This window comes from Flavobacterium sp. W22_SRS_FK3 (genome assembly GCF_052113665.1).
GTDB lineage: Bacteria > Bacteroidota > Bacteroidia > Flavobacteriales > Flavobacteriaceae > Flavobacterium.
In genome coordinates this window covers 316,401-333,737 of record NZ_JBGQOF010000001.1, presented here as the reverse complement: position 1 = coordinate 333,737, position 17,337 = coordinate 316,401, and the positions used below count along the sequence as shown (strand labels likewise).

General features: G+C 33.6%; 16 protein-coding genes. 7 read left to right on the top strand and 9 right to left on the bottom strand.

The genetic code is table 11. The features are described from left to right. Nucleotides 1-252: 252 nt before the first annotated feature. The gene (locus tag ACEN2I_RS01545) at nt 253-1,026 is read left to right on the top strand and encodes a carboxypeptidase-like regulatory domain-containing protein (protein WP_441764357.1); all 774 of its coding nucleotides are present in this window, start codon (nt 253-255) and stop codon (nt 1,024-1,026) included. Nucleotides 1,027-1,335: 309 nt separating this feature from the next. Here ACEN2I_RS01545 and ACEN2I_RS01540 read toward each other — a convergent pair whose 3' ends face one another. Further along, on the bottom strand, nt 1,336-2,796 hold the full coding sequence (locus tag ACEN2I_RS01540) for an aminoacyl-histidine dipeptidase (protein ID WP_441764356.1): 1,461 nt from the start codon (nt 2,794-2,796) through the stop codon (nt 1,336-1,338). Between the two features lie 110 nt (nt 2,797-2,906). Between ACEN2I_RS01540 and ACEN2I_RS01535 the strand changes: the two genes are divergently transcribed. Genes ACEN2I_RS01535 through ACEN2I_RS01525 form a run of 3 tightly spaced genes read left to right on the top strand, consistent with a single transcriptional unit; the run spans nt 2,907 to nt 5,146 of the window. Then, on the top strand, nt 2,907-3,968 hold the full coding sequence (locus ACEN2I_RS01535) for a DUF3810 domain-containing protein (protein ID WP_441764355.1): 1,062 nt from the start codon (nt 2,907-2,909) through the stop codon (nt 3,966-3,968). A gap of 41 nt (nt 3,969-4,009) precedes the next feature. Continuing rightward, nucleotides 4,010-4,504 (top strand): RNA polymerase sigma factor, encoded by a 495-nt coding sequence (locus ACEN2I_RS01530; protein ID WP_441764354.1) that lies wholly within the window; start codon nt 4,010-4,012, stop codon nt 4,502-4,504. 9 nt (nt 4,505-4,513) lie between these two features. Beyond that, a complete protein-coding gene (locus ACEN2I_RS01525) occupies nt 4,514-5,146 on the top strand; it encodes a hypothetical protein (RefSeq protein WP_441764353.1) in 633 nt (210 codons plus the stop codon). 118 nt (nt 5,147-5,264) lie between these two features. Here the strand turns inward: ACEN2I_RS01525 and ACEN2I_RS01520 are convergent, their stop codons facing one another. Both ACEN2I_RS01520 and ACEN2I_RS01515 read right to left on the bottom strand, forming a co-directional pair. Further along, nucleotides 5,265-6,095, bottom strand: a complete 831-nt coding sequence (locus ACEN2I_RS01520) for a lysophospholipid acyltransferase family protein (protein ID WP_441764352.1) — start codon at nt 6,093-6,095, stop codon at nt 5,265-5,267. A gap of 126 nt (nt 6,096-6,221) precedes the next feature. Further along, the gene (locus tag ACEN2I_RS01515; protein ID WP_441764351.1) at nt 6,222-6,872 is read right to left on the bottom strand and encodes an NUDIX hydrolase; all 651 of its coding nucleotides are present in this window, start codon (nt 6,870-6,872) and stop codon (nt 6,222-6,224) included. 86 nt (nt 6,873-6,958) lie between these two features. On the opposite strand from ACEN2I_RS01515, the gene ACEN2I_RS01510 reads away from it, so the two are divergent. Continuing rightward, nucleotides 6,959-7,396 (top strand): DUF4268 domain-containing protein, encoded by a 438-nt coding sequence (locus ACEN2I_RS01510; RefSeq protein WP_441764350.1) that lies wholly within the window; start codon nt 6,959-6,961, stop codon nt 7,394-7,396. 92 nt (nt 7,397-7,488) lie between these two features. On the opposite strand, the gene ACEN2I_RS01505 is transcribed toward ACEN2I_RS01510, so the two are convergent. From ACEN2I_RS01505 to ACEN2I_RS01485, 5 genes are all read right to left on the bottom strand, one after another. Then, entirely contained in the window at nt 7,489-7,899 is a 411-nt protein-coding gene (locus ACEN2I_RS01505) for a hypothetical protein (protein ID WP_441764349.1), read from the bottom strand. 19 nt (nt 7,900-7,918) lie between these two features. Then, nucleotides 7,919-8,863: an NAD(P)H-dependent flavin oxidoreductase gene (locus ACEN2I_RS01500; RefSeq protein ID WP_441764348.1), complete on the bottom strand. Its 945-nt coding sequence runs from the start codon at nt 8,861-8,863 to the stop codon at nt 7,919-7,921. A 10-nt stretch (nt 8,864-8,873) separates the two neighbouring features. Then, nucleotides 8,874-10,478 (bottom strand): S8 family serine peptidase, encoded by a 1,605-nt coding sequence (locus ACEN2I_RS01495; RefSeq protein WP_441764347.1) that lies wholly within the window; start codon nt 10,476-10,478, stop codon nt 8,874-8,876. A gap of 47 nt (nt 10,479-10,525) precedes the next feature. Further along, nucleotides 10,526-11,743 carry a tRNA 2-thiouridine(34) synthase MnmA gene (mnmA, locus tag ACEN2I_RS01490; protein WP_441764346.1) on the bottom strand — a complete coding sequence of 406 codons (1,218 nt, stop codon included), beginning with the start codon at nt 11,741-11,743 and terminating at the stop codon, nt 10,526-10,528. A gap of 137 nt (nt 11,744-11,880) precedes the next feature. Beyond that, nucleotides 11,881-12,585, bottom strand: a complete 705-nt coding sequence (locus tag ACEN2I_RS01485) for a toxin-antitoxin system YwqK family antitoxin (protein ID WP_441764345.1) — start codon at nt 12,583-12,585, stop codon at nt 11,881-11,883. A gap of 331 nt (nt 12,586-12,916) precedes the next feature. On the opposite strand from ACEN2I_RS01485, the gene ACEN2I_RS01480 reads away from it, so the two are divergent. Beyond that, a complete protein-coding gene (locus ACEN2I_RS01480; protein WP_441764344.1) occupies nt 12,917-13,372 on the top strand; it encodes a hypothetical protein in 456 nt (151 codons plus the stop codon). Between the two features lie 150 nt (nt 13,373-13,522). Beyond that, complete coding sequence (locus ACEN2I_RS01475; protein WP_441764343.1) at nt 13,523-15,301, top strand: AMP-dependent synthetase/ligase; 1,779 nt, start codon at nt 13,523-13,525, stop codon at nt 15,299-15,301. Between the two features lie 55 nt (nt 15,302-15,356). Here the strand turns inward: ACEN2I_RS01475 and ACEN2I_RS01470 are convergent, their stop codons facing one another. After that, a complete protein-coding gene (locus tag ACEN2I_RS01470) occupies nt 15,357-16,454 on the bottom strand; it encodes a slipin family protein (protein ID WP_441764342.1) in 1,098 nt (365 codons plus the stop codon). Nucleotides 16,455-17,337 lie beyond the last annotated feature (883 nt).

Genomic DNA, 17,337 nt, shown 5'->3' with positions numbered 1-17,337 from the left:
CAAGTCAATATCTTAAAAATACAAAATCCCAAATTCCAGAGATAATTGGAATTTGGGGTTTTGCATTTTTAAGAATCTCTCTTTGAATAGATGATTCTTGTAACTAAAAACAATTTCATTTAAACCTCTGTGTCTCTATTGAGTTAAATATTAAAGTAACACTTGCACCTTTGTTAATTTTCTGATAATTATATTCAGAGACTGCGAAATATTTAATCCTGATTTACTACTTTTAGTGCTTTAAATCAGGATATGAAATATTTCGCAGTTTTCTTTTTCACACTATTATCAAGCATCGGTTTTGCACAAGAAACAGAGGTTACTACTCCACAAAGGGTTTCAGGTTATATCTACAACGATAACAGTAAAGAACCAATACCAAACGTAAATGTCATCAACACAAACAAAGTACGTGGCGCACAATCTGATGCTAAAGGATATTTTGAAATTGATGTACAGCCTAATGATACACTCCATTTTTCTATTCTGGGGTTTCAGTCATTGAGAGTCAGAGTTACAAATGACTGGATAAAAAACAAAGTGACCCGAATCCAGCTTACAGAAAAAGCTATTGCACTTGAAGAAGTTGTCATTGCTCCTTTTAATCTAACGGGGTATCTTGAAGTTGATTCAAAATTAATTCCAACTAAAGAAAATTATCGCTACAGTATTTCCGGACTTACACAAGGTTATGAGGCAGGGGAATATTCACCAAATGCTTTCGGAAAAGTTTTGGGATCTATTTTTAATCCCGCTGATATGCTTTATAATTTCTTTGGAAAAAATGGAAGAGAGCTCAAAAAACTGAAGGAAATGAGAAAAGATGATACTGTTCGAAATCTTTTAGAATCAAAATATGATCGCGAAACTGTATCTGTGCTTTTGGGTGTAAGCAAAGATGAAATTCCTGAAATCTTACATAGATGCAGTTATTCAGATTCATTTATTCAGGAAGCAAATGATTTGCAGATTATGGATGCCATTAGTGCTTGTTATGAACAATACAAAGTATTGAAACGAAATTGATTCTTTAAATAAATTATAATATATACTAATCCTCAACTAACTTTAAATTTGGGGATTTTTTTATGCTTTTTAGGATTTTAAAAACGTTACATTTACTTTAATATTATTAATTTAAAAATCAACCACATTATGGCAAAGAGTCAGGATGCAAAAAAAACCGCCAAAAAAGAGCCGCTAAAAACTGCCAAAGAAAAAAAAGAAGAAAAGAGAGAAAAGAAAAACTCGCCTAAAAGAGATTAATTTTTAGTATCAGTCACAGTTCTCGGTATACAGTTTTAACTGAAACTGAAAACTGTGACTGTCAACTTATTATTTAAGCGGAATATTAGATAGGATTTCTAGTATAAATTTCCAATATTTTTGAGCAGAGGAAATACTGGCTCTTTCGTCTGGCGAGTGCGCTCCATGAATAGTGGGACCAAAAGAAATCATATCCATATCTGGATAATTTGTTCCTAAAATCCCACATTCTAAACCGGCGTGACAAGCTACAACTTTGGCTTTTTCACCGTTTTGTTTTTCGTAAATACTGGTTAAAACATCTAATATTTCAGAATTTACATTTGGTGTCCAACCCGGATATGAACCTGAAAGTTCTACTTCACATCCAACCAGCTCAAATGCGGAACGCAAGGAATTAGCCAAATCAAATTTTGAAGTTTCTACGGAAGAACGCGTCAAACATCCTACCAAAATCTCTCCGTCTTTTACAATAACACGGGCAATATTATTTGAAGTTTCAACCAAATCAGCCATATCAGCACTCATTCTGTAAACACCGTTATGTGCTGCATAAATTGCTCTGATAATTCCTTCCTGCACACCCAGATCCATTACCTTTTCCGGTAAATCACATTTTACGATTTCAATTGATAAGTTTGGTTCGGTAGTCTTATATTCAGCTTTAATATCATTGATAATTTCCTGCATATCAAAAATATAAGCCTCATCAAACATTTCAGAAATAATCACTTTGGCTACACTTTCTCTCGGAATCGCATTACGTAAACTTCCTCCGTTAATTTCTGCTACCTGCAATCCGAAGTTTTCAAAGGCATCAAATAATAAACGATTCATGATTTTATTTGCGTTTCCAAGACCTTTGTGAATATCCATTCCTGAATGACCTCCATTTAATCCCTTTACTGTAATAATATGACCAACAGAACCTTCAGGCACATCTTCTTCGTGATATGTTCTCGTAGCTGTCACATCAATTCCTCCAGCGCAGCCAATATCAATTTCGTCATCTTCTTCAGTATCCAGATTCAATAAAATCTGACCTTGAAGGATTCCTCCTTTTAAGTTTAAAGCACCTGTCATTCCGGTTTCTTCGTCAATTGTAAACAAAGCTTCAATTGCAGGATGCGGAATATATTTACTTTCCAAAACAGCCATAATTGTTGCCACTCCTAGCCCATTGTCTGCTCCAAGTGTTGTACCGCGAGCACGAACCCAGTCACCATCAACATACATATCAATTCCTTGTGTATCGAAATCAAAAACCGTATCAGCATTTTTCTGATGCACCATATCAAGATGTCCCTGCATTACAATTGGTTTGCGATTCTCCATTCCGGCAGTTGCAGGTTTTCTGATGATTACATTTCGGATTTCATCTTCAAAAGTTTCTAAACCTAAGCTGTTTCCAAAGTTTTTCATAAACTCGATAACACGTTCTTCTTTTTTTGAAGGACGCGGAACAGCATTCAAATCTGCAAATTTATTCCATAGTGCTTTAGGTTCCAGACTTCTTATTTCCTCACTCATTATATTTTGTTTGAAGTTTAACAATTAAGAGTGTCAAAGTTACAAAGTTTAAATTCTTTTTCGATACTAATTGATATTGTATTTATATTTACGTATCCAAAATTTATGCTGTGAAATCAAAATACATTTTACCCTTATTTCTAGTAATTCAAATTATCTTTCTGAAAGTCCTTCCCTTTTTTCCAGATTTTGTCGAAGGTGCCTACAGTAACAATTTTTATATCCGAATTTCGCATTTCGCAAGAACACTTTTAGGTAAAATTCCATTCTCCGTTGGTGATTGTATTTACGCTGTTCTAATCCTGTCTATAATTACCTGGTTCTGGCAAATACGAAAAACATGGAGAAATGACTGGAAAAATCACCTTTTAAAAATCTTAGGAAAAATTTCTGTTTTTTACTTTTTCTTTCATCTATTGTGGGCTTTCAATTATTACAGAGAACCACTTTTTGAAAAAATGAAAATTAAAAAAGAATACAATGATGCTGAATTATTGGCTTTTACCAAAAAGCTAATTTCGAAAACAAATCAAGTTCAATTTCAGATTACTAAAAATGATAGTTTAAAAGTTGTTTTTCCGTATTCTCAAAAAGAAGTTTTTCAGATGAATTTAAACGGATATGATAATCTCGCTAAAGAACATTCTTATTTTAAATATGAAATTTTAAGTGTTAAAAAATCATTGTTCAGTATTCCACTAACATACATGGGTTTTGGAGGATATTTAAATCCGTTTACGAATGAAGCACAGGTAAATGATTTACTGCCTATGTATAATTTCCCGCTCACAAGCTGTCATGAAATGGCACATCAAATAGGTTTTGCCAGTGAAAGCGAATGTAATTTTATTGGTGTTTTGGCAGCTGTTAAAAACGAAAATTTATATTATCAATATTCCGGATACAGTTTTGCTTTGCGATACTGTTTAAGTATTTGGCAGGTAAAAAACAAGAAAATTTTCGAACAGTTAAAAAAGCAAACCCATATTGGAATTCTAAAGAATTATCAGGAAAGCCATGATTTTTGGAAACAATACGATACTTTTATCGATAAAGGATTTCATGCTTTTTATGATACTTTCCTTAAAACAAACAATCAAAAAGAAGGAATGGACAGTTATAGCAAGTTTGTTGATCTGATGGTGAATTATTACAAAACCAGAAAATTATAATGGAGTTGTAACAAAACAAGTTTCAATACTACTAATAGACTATGAGCAAAAACCTAGAACAGTCATTTGTTACGCAATTGCAGGCAAATCAGAATATAATCCACAAGATTTGTAGGTTATATACTGCCGGCGAAGATGCTCACAAAGACTTGTTTCAGGAAATTACCATTCAGCTCTGGAAAGCTTATCCTAAATTTAGGGGGGACAGCAAATTTTCTACCTGGACCTATCGCGTTGCATTAAATACAGCTATTACTTTATACCGAAAAACCAAAAGAACCATTTCGACTGTAGAATATGAGAGCCATCAGCATTTTGTAAAAGATGTTGACTATAATTATGAAGAGGAAGAACAAATAAAATTGATGTATAAAGCCGTTTATCAATTAAATGATATCGAAAAAGCATTGGTTTTTATGTACCTGGAAGATAAAGATTATCAGGAAATTGCCGAAACTTTAGGAATTAGCGAAGTAAATGCACGCGTAAAAATGAACCGAATTAAGGGAAAACTTAAAAAGATACTAAATCCTTAAAATACCACTATGAAAGAACTGGATTTATTGAAAAAAGACTGGAAAAAGAACACGGATTCTTTTGAACAAATTTCTGAGAAAGAAATCTACAAAATGATTCATAAAAAATCATCTTCAATTGTGAAGTGGATTTTAATTATCAGTATGTTAGAATTTTCATTTTGGACCTTTTCCAACCTATTTATAAATACTGATGAATTATTACGAAAAATAAAACATCCCGAAATTGTATTAACTTTAGATTTATTAACCTACTTTAATTATATCATAGTACTTATTTTTGTTTTTATTTTTTATAAAAACTATAAAACCATATCCACGACTGTTGCAACAAAAAATCTTATGAGTGCCATTTTAAGAACCCGTAAAACAGTTCAGTATTATGTGTGGTATAACCTTGGAATGATCGTTATTATATCAATATTAAGCTATTTCATAGCTTTTGTTTACAATCCGGATATGGCATTTTTAAGAGAAAAATTGGCTGAAGATGGAAAAGCAATGTTTTTTACCACGGGAATTTTGATTCTGATAATATTAGGTCTACTGGGTATATTTTGGTGTATTTACAGATTGCTCTACGGAAGGCTTTTACGTAGATTATATGCAAATTATAAGGAATTAAAGAAGATCGACTTTTAGTTTAATGCACCAAAATTCTGGTAGCTAGTTTTCTATTTTTTTTTCGAAAAATTCAAATCAAAGATATTTCAAATTCTAATGATATTGACATGAAATTTAAATTTTAAACTTTACAAAATTAATTTTCATTTTCTGGTGCCTTATAACTCCACCTTCTCATTTCATTAAGTTCTTCCTCTGCTTTGATTTCTTCTGCCGGAATAACTTTTAAAAATGATGGATGCTGCTCTATTGCATATTCTACTTTTTCAACAATTTCTTCAATTGTATCATTTTCATAATCAATATCAAGAGGTTCCTTGATTATAAATGATTGCAGAATATTTTTCTTTTTCATTCGTAATCCTTTTTTATCAAATGAACGACGAAAACCATCAATAACAATAGGTATTACAACTGGTTTGTGCTGTTTAATAATATGAGCAGTTCCTTTACGGACTGGTTTAAATGCTTTTGTAGTGCCTTGCGGAAATGTAATTACCCAACCGTCTTCAAGTGCAATTCTGATGTTTTCAGTATCATTTGGATTGACATCACGCTTTTCTTTAACATCAACACCTTTGGCACGCCAGGTTCTCTCTACTGTAATGGCACCTACATATGCCAAAATTCTAGGCAGCAAACCTGCCTGCATCGTTTCTTTGGCTGCAACATAATAAATATTCATTTTAGGCTGCCATAAATAACCTATATTCTTAATAGTATCCTGACGACCGCTTAAACTTGCATTAAAAACATGAAACATCGCTACAACATCAGCAAAGTAAGTTTGATGATTAGATATAAACAAAACATTCGTATCCGGCAGTGTTTTAATGATTTCAGATCCTTCAATCTGTAATTCGTTAAAACCTCTATATCGTCTATGTGTCATGGCTCCCAAAATACGGATCAACCATTTTTTAATAAATAATATATGTCCGAAAGGGTTTCGTTTAAACAATCCCATAGCAGTAAATTATGTGTTTTGTGTTAGGCCGCAAACATACAAAAATTATTTTTTTTGCAATTTTCATAAACAATTCCAAAAAGAAATAGTTATCCTAATGAATATCAAACTATTAAATTTACGCTTTTAAATCTTCTCTTCAAAGGTAATTTTCAAAACTTCTCTCAACTCACTTAATATCATCGCTGTTGCTCCCCAAACTATGTGATTTTGAATATTAAATGCGGGAACTGAAATATTGGCAGCATAAGAAGTTGATAACGTAGCTTCAATTATAATTTCATCATTTAGAAAGACAGAAAGTGGAAGTTCAATAATATCAGCTACTTCCCTGACATCGGGATAAAATGAAAGTTCTTGCGATGAAATTCCCAAAAAAGGGTGTACAGAAAAATTACTTGGTGGAATATAAACTGGTGTAAATTGTTTTATAATTTCAATTTTATCTGATGGTATTCCAACTTCTTCATGCGTCTCGCGCAAAGCTGTTTCCCGAAAATCAGCATCTGAAATTTCGTATTTTCCACCCGGAAAAGCAATTTGAGAGGAATGCACTCCATTGTATGCATTACGAACAATCAAAACCAAATGTGTTTTTCCTTCTTTAGGATATAACAGCATCATGACTGCCGCAATTCTGGGATTTTGGGTTAACAAATCAAGGTCTTTCATTAACTGAATCCTTTCTAAAGGAGCCATTTTCACATGTGCCTCCCAAGCCGGAAGTTCAACCGGAATTAAATTAGGAACATGTTGCAAAAAATATTGAAAATCCATAATCAAAGCTTATTTTTGTATTTTAAAATATAAATATAGTCCAGAAAACGTGTTTGAACAAGTTTTCTAAAATCTAAACCCTGAAAATGTACAGCAGAGAAGAATCCCAAAAACTAAAAAGAGAATTCTGGGTGGCTTTTGCCGAAAAATATCCCAGAAAATGGATCCTTTATGATACTAAGATCAAAGACTTTTCTTTTAAATTTTATGTCGATAACAAAAAAGCTCAGGTTTTAATTGATATCGAGCAGCGAAACGATGAAAAACGAATTGCTTATTTTGAAAAATTAGAAGCCTTAAAAAATATTCTGGACGAAGAATTCATTAAAGATTTGGTTTTCGAAAAAAATCATACGCTGGAAAGTGGTAAAACCATCAGCAGAATCTGGGTTGAAAAATTGGGTACAGGTTTTAGCAACCGTAATAATTGGGACGCCATTTTTGATTTCTTTTTCGAAAAAATGAATGCCTTAGAAATGTTTTATTTTGAGTATGATGCGTTTATTAAAGATATAGATTGTTAAAGTTGTTCTGATTTTTTATAAAACAAACCCGTTGTTTTATAAAAAATTTATCGGGTTTGTTGTTTATTACTAATTTAAAAGTCTTTCAATAGTTAAACATTAAATATATTATAAACTATAATATGATCGTCGTAGTTAATATAAAGCTGTTTACGGTAATCTTGTTTTTTTCGCGTAATAATTGAGATTTTGCAGTCAATACCACTATTGTCTTTACATATAAACGAATAGACAACATCAGTATCATTCTCTTCTCTTTCTATATATTCAATAATATTATAGAGCTGTATTTCCTGCGAATACACTACAATTCGATGTTTTTCAGTATCTAAAACAACCGAAAGATTTACTAAATCGAGACTGGACCATTCACCCCATTTTCCTTTATCATTTTTTTGTAAAACACTAAAACCTGATGTTTTAAAATGATAGGACTGACTGTAAGATTGCTGCATTCCTAATCCCAGAAAAAGAAGTAATATATAGTTGCGTAAAATATTCATATTGTAATTATAGGGGCTATTAAAACTCAAATTTAGTTTTTTCCTGACAAGCAGCTCCAAAATCGGCTATCATTTCATGAATTATTTTTTCTGCAGGCAAAATTTCATTAATTAATCCTGCTATTTGTCCTATTTCGAGTTCACCTTCTTCAAGATCACCCTCAAACATGCCTCTTTTAGATCTTCCCCGACCTAAAAGCTCTACTAAATCTTCTTTTGAAGGGCATTTTTGGTATAAATCCTGGACATCTTCATAAAATTTATTTTTAACCAAACGTACAGGGGCTAATTCTTTCAATGTCACTTGTGTATCCCCTTCTCTTACATCCACTATTTTTTGTTTGAAATTATTGTGTGAGGAGGATTCTGTTGATGCAGCAAAACGGCTTCCAACCTGAACACCATCAGCACCTAGAATCATTACGGCCAGCATTCCTTTTCCGGTCGCGATTCCACCTGCAGCAATAATCGGGATCCGGATTTTTTCTTTTACCATCGGAATCAAAGTCAATGTTGTTGTTTCATCGCGGCCATTGTGTCCACCGGCTTCAAAACCTTCTGCTACAATAGCGTCTACTCCGGCTTCTTGCGCTTTTAAGGCAAAAATACTGCTGCTTACTACATGAACAACCGTAATTCCTTTTGATTTTAAATAAGAAGTCCAGGTTTTAGGATTTCCTGCCGAAGTAAAAACAATTTTTACCCCTTCTTCAACCACAATGTTCATGATTTCTTCGATATTGGGATATAACATCGGAATATTGACACCAAACGGTTTATCTGTTGCTTTTTTACATTTCTGAATGTGTTCACGCAAAACTTCTGGATACATCGAACCCGCCCCAATAAGTCCTAAACCTCCGGCGTTGCTTACTGCAGAAGCCAATTTGTAACCGCTGTTCCAAATCATTCCGCCCTGAACTATGGGATATTTTATATCAAAAAGCTGTGTAATTTTATTCATTCAAAAACTATTATTGTTTTATAATCTTTCCGGTTTTGTGTAATCCATCTGCATCGAAAATATAAAAATAGAGCCCGCTTTTTAAGGATTCTAAAGATAGATTTAGATTTTGACCCGATATTTTTTTGTCCATCACTTTTTGCCCCAGAATCGAATAAATAGCTACAGAAGCATTGTTTATTTCTTCAGGAAAAGAAAAAACAATCGTAGTCGTTGCAGGATTTGGATAAACTATAAAATCTTTATTTACAAAAGTATCGATTGCTAAAGCAGTACCAAAATTAGGAATTCCATAACCGTAATTATTATCAGGAATCAAATATTTATCGCAAGACTGAATGACCATATCTCTAATTTCCTGATTCGTTTTTATTGGAAAAGCCTGCCATAAACAAGCTATCATTCCAGCCATAATCGGACACGAGAATGAAGTTCCATTAGCTGTACCAATATTTCCTGAAGTATCCGAAATCACAGCCGCAGTACCTTGAGCCATAACATCCGGTTTTATTCTTCCGTCATAACTTGGACCTATCGAACTAAAAGAAGATCTTGATTTGTTAGCTGCAACAGCACCTACCGCAATAACGGAAACAGCATCTGCAGGGCTGCCAATATGTTTTTCTGTCTGATCCCCTTCATTTCCGGCAGAAGCTACTACAATTATACCTTTGCTAAAAGCGATTTCGGCACCACGAGAAATAAAAGTAGTAGAGCCATTCATATTACTGTAAGTATAATTATAATTTGGATTATCCCGCTGAGCAAAATACCCTAATGAAGTAGTAATAATATCAACACCCAAACTATCTGCTTTTTCGGCTGCTTCTACCCAAAGGGATTCTTCAAGAGGATTTTCGTCTGCATCAATCTCTGTTCTAAATAAATAATAAGACGCATCCGGAGCAGTCCCAATCAATGCATTTTCTTTATAACCACCCATGGTAGAAAGTACTGAAGTTCCGTGACTTCCACCAGTGTAAAAATTGGCATTTCTGGAAACAAAATCGTAGCCTCCCAAAATTAGGTTATTATCGCGTAGTCTCTGAAAAGGCTGGGCCGTATTTACACCCGGAAAACCAGCGTCCATAACTGCAATTATTTTTCCGGTTCCGGTATAATTTTGCTGATGCAAAACATGCCCATTAAGCATCTGTATTTGATTTGCCGAAGTACCGTAGGCATAATCAATTGCTGTTTCAAGTATATCGTTCTTATTTTCATTTTGAGCTGCGCGAACCTTTTTTGAGGTTGTATTTAATGCTTTATTTGCAAAATCTATCTTCTCAACAAATGAAATTGATTTTAAAGCTAAAATATTCGTCTGGCTTCCCTGGACATGAAGTGCATTCAACCATTTTGATTGTGCCAAAACAGTAATTCCTGTACTTGCTTTTATCTGGCTTACATAGGTGGTTTCTACAGGAGCATCCGTAAAATTTAAAGCAATACTTTGATTTGATCTTCGATCCAGAGCGCGCTGTGAAAGCATTAAAGTGGGCGAATCCAAATAGGTTTGGGAATTTGGTTTGGCATTAAAATATACCCAGGCATCTTCCTGAGAAAACATCACAGTAGAAATCAATAAGAATAAAACAGCGTAATGTAGCTTCATAACAATTTACTTTTTTAAGGTGATAACCTGTGTAAAAAAGTATAAAGCTATGAAATTACTCCCGAACCAACTAATTCATTATCTAAATACCAGGCGACAAATTGTCCTTCAGTGATTGCCGATTGCGGTTCATCAAAACGAACATACATTCCGTCTTCAAATTGGTGCAAAGTTGCTTTTTGCAATGGCTGACGATAACGAATTCTGGCCATCACATCCATCGTTTCTCCTGGTTTTAAAGCCAAATCAGTACGAATCCAGTGTACTTCGGGTTTTTCTATGAATAATGCTTTTTTGAATAATCCGGGATGATTACTTGTTAAGCCTGTATAAATCGTATTGGTTTCAACATTTGTAGCGATGATAAATAACGGATCAGTAGTTCCTCCAACGTTCAGTCCTTTTCGTTGACCAATTGTAAAATAATGCGCTCCCTGATGTTTTCCAACTACTTTTCCCATTGTTGGAAGATAGTTAGGCTTTTGAGATTCTAATTTTAGTTCTTCTTCTATTGATAAACCTGCCGGTCTTTCAATATTGTAAATCGGATCATTTTTATCAATCTGAACAATCTTTCCTTCTTTAGGCTGTAATTTCTGCTGTAAAAATTCAGGCAAACGTACTTTTCCAATAAAACATAATCCTTGAGAATCTTTCTTTTCGGCAGTTACTAAATCCATTTCTGCGGCAATTTCACGAACTTCAGGTTTTGTTAAAGCTCCTATTGGAAATAGTGATTTTGCCAATTGTTCCTGAGACAACTGGCATAAAAAATACGATTGATCTTTGTTAATGTCTGCTCCTGCTATTAATTGATAAACGGGTTTAGCTTTGCTAAGTTCGTCTCCGCCTCGGGTTCCATCGACTTCAATTTCACTTTTTTGACAATAATGCCCTGTCGCCACATAATCAGCACCAAGGCTTAAGGCGATTTTCATGAAAACATCAAATTTGATTTCGCGATTACAAAGCACATCAGGATTTGGAGTTCTTCCTTTTTCGTATTCGTTGAACATATAATCAACGATTTTTTCTTTGTATTCTTCGCTTAAATCGACAGTCTGAAACGGTATTCCGAGTTTTTCAGCTACTAACAAAGCGTCATTGCTATCTTCTAGCCACGGGCATTCGTTTGAAATAGTTACCGAGTCATCGTGCCAGTTTTTCATAAAAAGGCCAATAACTTCATATCCCTGCTGCTGCAATAAATAGGCTGCAACACTTGAATCTACTCCACCGGAAAGTCCAACAACTACACGTTTCATTCTAAATCGTTTATATTTTTACAAAGGTGCAAAGATAAATCAAATTATAGATAATCAGGATAGTTTTGATTAGTTTATCTAATGAAAGAGTAGATAAAACTTATTGTTAAAAAAGAAAAATTATTCTAACAAAAAAACTATTCCATTTTAGGTTTTGAGTCAGCCTGATAATTGCTTTTAGGGTCGCTCATATTGACTTCTTTTATTAATTTCCCTTTTAGGTAAAATTGCCACATACCTGTTTTTTTTCCGTTTAGAAATTTACCCTGAGAAGCCACTACTCCATCAGAATCATAAAAAACCGCATCCCCATTATATAGGTTATTACTATATGTGGTTTGTTCTAAAATGATTCCGTTTTGTCCAAATTTTTTATAGATCCCTTCTTTGAGACCATTTTTATAGGTCATTTCTTCGGCAACTTTTTCATTTGGATAATAAACGGTTCTTTTTCCATCTAACTTTCCGTTTTTATAGTTTTCAAGTGTCATTAGCACTTTTGAAGCCTTGTGATAATATTTCCATTCACCTTCATAATTTTTTCCAACCACTTTTCCTTCGCTTACTATGTTTTTCTTCTGGTCGTAAAATATCGTATAAGCACTTCCGTCATTAGCACTAAAATCGCGGGTTGCTATTACATCTCCTTTTTTAGTATCATCGAAAAACTTAAAAACTCCAATTTCTTTCCCGTGACTGAATGTACCTTCGTAACGAGGTCTTTTCGAAAGTTCATAAGTCCCTTTCCAAACTCCGTCTTTTTTTCCGTTGGCATCAACTTTATTAAAATCCTGTGCAAAACCGAATGCGCTTATTAAAAACAAAATCCAAAAATTTTTCATATTTTCTTTTTCTATATAACAACAAATATTGTTTTTTAGTATTGCAAATGTATAAACCAATTAAACAGGAACATATTTATTTACCAATAAAAAATCAGATTAAAACGAAAGACCAAAATACTGCTGAAATTTTTTATTTCATAAAATCACATTTAAACAAAATCCTACATAAACGCAGTGTGGTGGCTAATAAATACAAATTTTAAAGAAATTTTTCGGGAAATAAAATTTAAAAAAGCTTTATAATTTGTAGAATAACTTTTCCAATTTAAACTATATTCGCAAAAAATAATTTCCAAAAATATATTACCAAAATATTAAACAGTCATTCATGAAAATCTTAAAATTACTCTTTTTATCCCTTTTTATTGGTACCATACAATTACATGCACAAGCACAAGGTAAAGTCACTTCTATCATGTACAAATTCCACGAACATTTTATGACTACAGACATAGGTCTGCCTATTGATGGTATTTATTTAATTGAAGGAAAAACAAAACCCATTATTCAGATTAATGCTGATGGTACGGGTATTTTTCAATTAGAAAATCTGTCAAAAAAAGAAATGGTCTGGGGTATTAAATGTAGTGATGAAGGTATTCCTATATACAAAGAAGGGTTCGATAGTGCATCTTATACATTTTGGTACAAAATAAAGGGAAGTGGTGAATGGCTTTACACACAGTTTTTAATTCTTCCCAACAAGAAAAAAATGTACCTTATGGGAGATCGTGTAAAAGATTATGAAGATAACACTGAAGCAAAGAATACGGAATCAAACTAGCTATTGTTTTATATGAAGTTACAGTAAAAATGAAAACGTTTTCGCTGATTTTATAAACCCTCTCAAAAATTTCGGTTTTTTATTTCATAAAATTAAAAATCATACCTTATTTTTATTTAATTTGCAGTAAACTTCAATATATCATATAAAATGGTTACAATCACACGTCTTTTTGATTTTCCTTATTATCAACAAGAAACTTACAATCTACCGGTTGCATTGGCTACCAAAAAAAATGGGGTTTGGGAAAAAACGTCCAGCAATGATTATATTGCTAAAGCAAATGCTGTTTCAAGGGCATTGTTGCGTATGGGCGTTCAAAGAGATGATAAAATCGCTTTAATAACTTCAAACAACCGTACAGAGTGGAATATCATGGACATTGGTATCCTGCAGACCGGCGCACAAAATGTTCCTATTTATCCAACAATTGCCGAAGAAGATTACGAATATATTTTAAACCATAGCGGCAGTATTTATTGTTTTGTTTCTGATGAAGAAGTGCTTCAGAAAGTAAATGCCATAAAAGCAAATGTTCCTACACTAAAAGAGGTATATTCTTTTAATGAAATTGCAGATTGCAAGCACTGGTCAGATTTGCTTCTTTTGGGAGAAGACGAAAGTAACCAGACAGAAGTTGAAGCCAGAAAAGACAGCATCAAAGAAGATGATTTAGCTACTATTATTTATACGTCGGGAACAACCGGAAGACCAAAAGGTGTTATGCTTTCTCATAAAAATATTGTGTCAAATGTTTTGGACAGCGCGCCAAGAATTCCATTTGACGCAGGAAGAAGTACCGCTTTGAGCTTTTTGCCTATCTGTCATATTTTTGAGAGAATGATTTTGTACATCTATCAATATTATGGTGTTTCGGTTTATTTTGGAGAATCTATTGATAAAATCAGTGACAATCTTAAAGAAGTTCGCCCAACAGTAATTACCGCTGTTCCAAGGCTTTTAGAGAAAGTCTACGATAAAATTTACGCAAAAGGAACTGAATTAACAGGCATCAAGAAAAAGCTGTTTTTCTGGGCTATTGATGTAGGTTTAAAATACGAACCAAACGGAGCCAATGGTTTTTGGTATGAGTTTCAGTTAAAAATTGCCCGCAAATTGATTTTCAGTAAATGGAAAGAAGGCTTGGGAGGAAAACTGGATTTAATGGTTTCCGGAAGTGCCGCTTTACAGCCCCGTTTAACAAGAGTTTTTGCTGCTGCCGAAATTCCCGTAATGGAAGGTTACGGATTATCTGAAACATCTCCGGTAATAGCAGTAAACGATCAAAGAAACAAAGGTTTCAAAATTGGAACAGTTGGAAAAGTAATTCGCAATGTTGAAGTAAAAATTGCCGAAGACGGAGAAATCCTATGCAAAGGACCAAATGTAATGTTAGGCTATTTTAAAGATCCTGAAAAAACAGCCGAAGCTTTACAAAACGGTTATTTCCACACGGGTGATATTGGCGAAATAGACAGCGAAGGTTTCTTAAAGATTACCGATCGTAAGAAAGAAATGTTTAAAACTTCGGGAGGAAAATATATTGCACCTCAGCTTATTGAAAACGCGATGAAACAATCTCGTTTTATTGAGCAAATTATGGTAATTGGGGAAGGTGAAAAAATGCCGTCAGCTTTTATACAGCCAAACTTTGAATTTGTAAAAGAATGGGCAAAAATTCATAAAATAACTTTAGGAAGTACTGATAAAGAAATTAGTGAAAATCCTGAGGTTATTAAACGTATTGACAGCGAAATTGAAGAAGTTAACAAAAAATTTGGCCACTGGGAACAAATCAAACGTTTTGAATTGACTCCCGATGTTTGGTCAATCGATGGCGGGCAACTTACTCCGACTTTAAAATTGAAACGTAAAATTATTAAAGAAATTTATAAAGATCTTTATGCTAAAATATATGGTCAGAATTAAATCAAAGTAATATAACCAAATGAAAACGGCTGTCTAAAAAAGACAGCCGTTTTTTTTATTTTACGAAAATTTCCTTCAATTGACCGATTACGTTTCCGCTACCTGAAATCGTGATTTCACCAATTTTATCAGCGATTTTTTCAACGTATTCCATCTCCTTCAATTTCCACAACATTTCGTTTTCTTCCATAAGCTTTGCTGTGTTAAGTAAACTTCTGGTGGCTGCGGTTTCTTCTCTTCTCATGATGCTGTTGGCCTGCGCTTTTTTCTCGGCAACTAAAACCTGATTCATGATTTCCTTCATATCACCAGGCAGAATCACATCCCTGATTCCGGCATCAGAAACTGCCAATCCCAACTCGTTGATTTTGGCTGTTACTTCAGCTAAAATCGCTTCGGCAATAGTGTCCTTCTTAGACAACAATTCATCCAGCGTCAATCCGCCTACAAAAGCTCTTAAAGCCAGTTGCATCGCAACATACAATTGTTTTTCAAAGTCTTTGTTATCCACCACCGCTTTCATAATATCAACAACCTGGTATCGCACAAAAAAGTTGATTCTCAATCCGGCTTTATCTTTGGTCAACAATTCCTGACCTGAAATTTCAACTTGTTGTTGTCTTGCATCAACAGTTTTGACTTCGATCGTAATAGCATTATTCCAAAAGTAATGCGTTCCGGCTTTTAATTCTTTTATGAAAGTGCCGTTTACAAATAACAAGGCTTTATCGTTGCTGGAGACAATGTATTTTCTGGTAAACAATCTCAATTGTGCATTCTCTAATAAATTCACAGCAATATTCTCTGTGATTTCAATTTTAGAAATGTTAGCTTTAATGAATTCGTTTTTTAAAATTCCTTTCCAAAATGCATATCTGCCTGCAGTTAAAACACGTTTAAAATTTCCGTTTTCAAATTGCAGCACAATTTCATTATCCGCAACGGAAACAATTTCCAACATAGCAGCCAATACTTCGTTTTCCAACAAAATATTCAACTCATATGGCGCCTGAAATGCTGTATCCATATCGTAAATCATTACATTTTTGTTTCCAAAAATCCAGTGTAAACCTTCTTCTAAAACGTTAACTAATTTTCTGTTTTCGAATACCAAACCTACTTGGTACGCTTCGATTTTAATTCTCTTAATCATTTTTTCTTTTGTTTTTTTTAGTTTTCTTTGTTTCAAGTTTCAAGTTATGAAGCCGTTGAAAAACTATGTTTTTTTATCCGTTCTCTAAGTCTATTCTCTCCAGTCTATCCTCTTATATCTATATTCTTGCTTCTTGCATCTATAATAAAAAACCTCTTTGCCTCTCTCCTCTGAGAAAAACGGACGAACAGTTGTGATTTGTTTGCTCAAATTATTTTGCGATTCTGTTTTGTAAAAGCGATTCTAAATTCTAAAAAAATCACTTAAACAATCAAACCGAAAAGAAAATGAGCGTTTCAAAATACATTTCTGTTTGCACTGGTTTTATCAGGAGTGTGAAATTTTGGATCCCCAAATCCTGGTTTCACTGACAAAGACAAATCAGTTTTTTCAATGGGCATCTTTTTAAGAGTGATGCGCTCTGTTCAAACAGGTTTTGAGTCTGTTGGCGATTTACCATTCATCCAATCGATTAAAATCGATGCAGGATTCGAACCTGCAAATTTCTATTGCTCTAACCTAACTGAGCTATCACATTGCTGCGAATGGGAATCGAACCCATGACCTATAGAGGAGATAATTTTTTGGAAAACCATCAAAACCTCCAAATCAAGCTGCATAGAAAAACATAATACGCTTTTGCGAAAAGTTCCCTACAATGGTGCTATACAGAAACACGCAACAGGACTTGTTTGATATTGTAAATCAAAGTTTCCTTTGATGTAATTCAGTTTATAAAAGAACTTGTTTTATTTCCTGAGCAAATATTCAAATTGTACTGCGCAATTATTTTGCGTAGTACTTTAGTCTGCCACAAAGTCACTAAGACACAAAGCTTGAGTTGTTATTATTTTTAAAAATCTTTGTGTCTTTGAGCCTTAGT

Excerpts from the sequence above, each read along its gene's own strand:
- ACEN2I_RS01545 (WP_441764357.1), top strand. The coding sequence starts at position 253 with ATGAAATATTTCGCAGTTTTCTTTTTCACACTATTATCAAGCATCGGT.
- ACEN2I_RS01540 (WP_441764356.1), bottom strand. The coding sequence starts at position 2,796 with ATGAGTGAGGAAATAAGAAGTCTGGAACCTAAAGCACTATGGAATAAA.
- ACEN2I_RS01530 (WP_441764354.1), top strand. The coding sequence starts at position 4,010 with ATGAGCAAAAACCTAGAACAGTCATTTGTTACGCAATTGCAGGCAAAT.
- ACEN2I_RS01525 (WP_441764353.1), top strand. The coding sequence starts at position 4,514 with ATGAAAGAACTGGATTTATTGAAAAAAGACTGGAAAAAGAACACGGAT.
- ACEN2I_RS01520 (WP_441764352.1), bottom strand. The coding sequence starts at position 6,095 with ATGGGATTGTTTAAACGAAACCCTTTCGGACATATATTATTTATTAAA.
- ACEN2I_RS01515 (WP_441764351.1), bottom strand. The coding sequence starts at position 6,872 with ATGGATTTTCAATATTTTTTGCAACATGTTCCTAATTTAATTCCGGTT.
- ACEN2I_RS01510 (WP_441764350.1), top strand. The coding sequence starts at position 6,959 with ATGTACAGCAGAGAAGAATCCCAAAAACTAAAAAGAGAATTCTGGGTG.
- ACEN2I_RS01505 (WP_441764349.1), bottom strand. The coding sequence starts at position 7,899 with ATGAATATTTTACGCAACTATATATTACTTCTTTTTCTGGGATTAGGA.
- ACEN2I_RS01500 (WP_441764348.1), bottom strand. The coding sequence starts at position 8,863 with ATGAATAAAATTACACAGCTTTTTGATATAAAATATCCCATAGTTCAG.
- ACEN2I_RS01495 (WP_441764347.1), bottom strand. The coding sequence starts at position 10,478 with ATGAAGCTACATTACGCTGTTTTATTCTTATTGATTTCTACTGTGATG.
- mnmA (WP_441764346.1), bottom strand. The coding sequence starts at position 11,743 with ATGAAACGTGTAGTTGTTGGACTTTCCGGTGGAGTAGATTCAAGTGTT.
- ACEN2I_RS01485 (WP_441764345.1), bottom strand. The coding sequence starts at position 12,585 with ATGAAAAATTTTTGGATTTTGTTTTTAATAAGCGCATTCGGTTTTGCA.
- ACEN2I_RS01480 (WP_441764344.1), top strand. The coding sequence starts at position 12,917 with ATGAAAATCTTAAAATTACTCTTTTTATCCCTTTTTATTGGTACCATA.
- ACEN2I_RS01475 (WP_441764343.1), top strand. The coding sequence starts at position 13,523 with ATGGTTACAATCACACGTCTTTTTGATTTTCCTTATTATCAACAAGAA.
- ACEN2I_RS01470 (WP_441764342.1), bottom strand. The coding sequence starts at position 16,454 with ATGATTAAGAGAATTAAAATCGAAGCGTACCAAGTAGGTTTGGTATTC.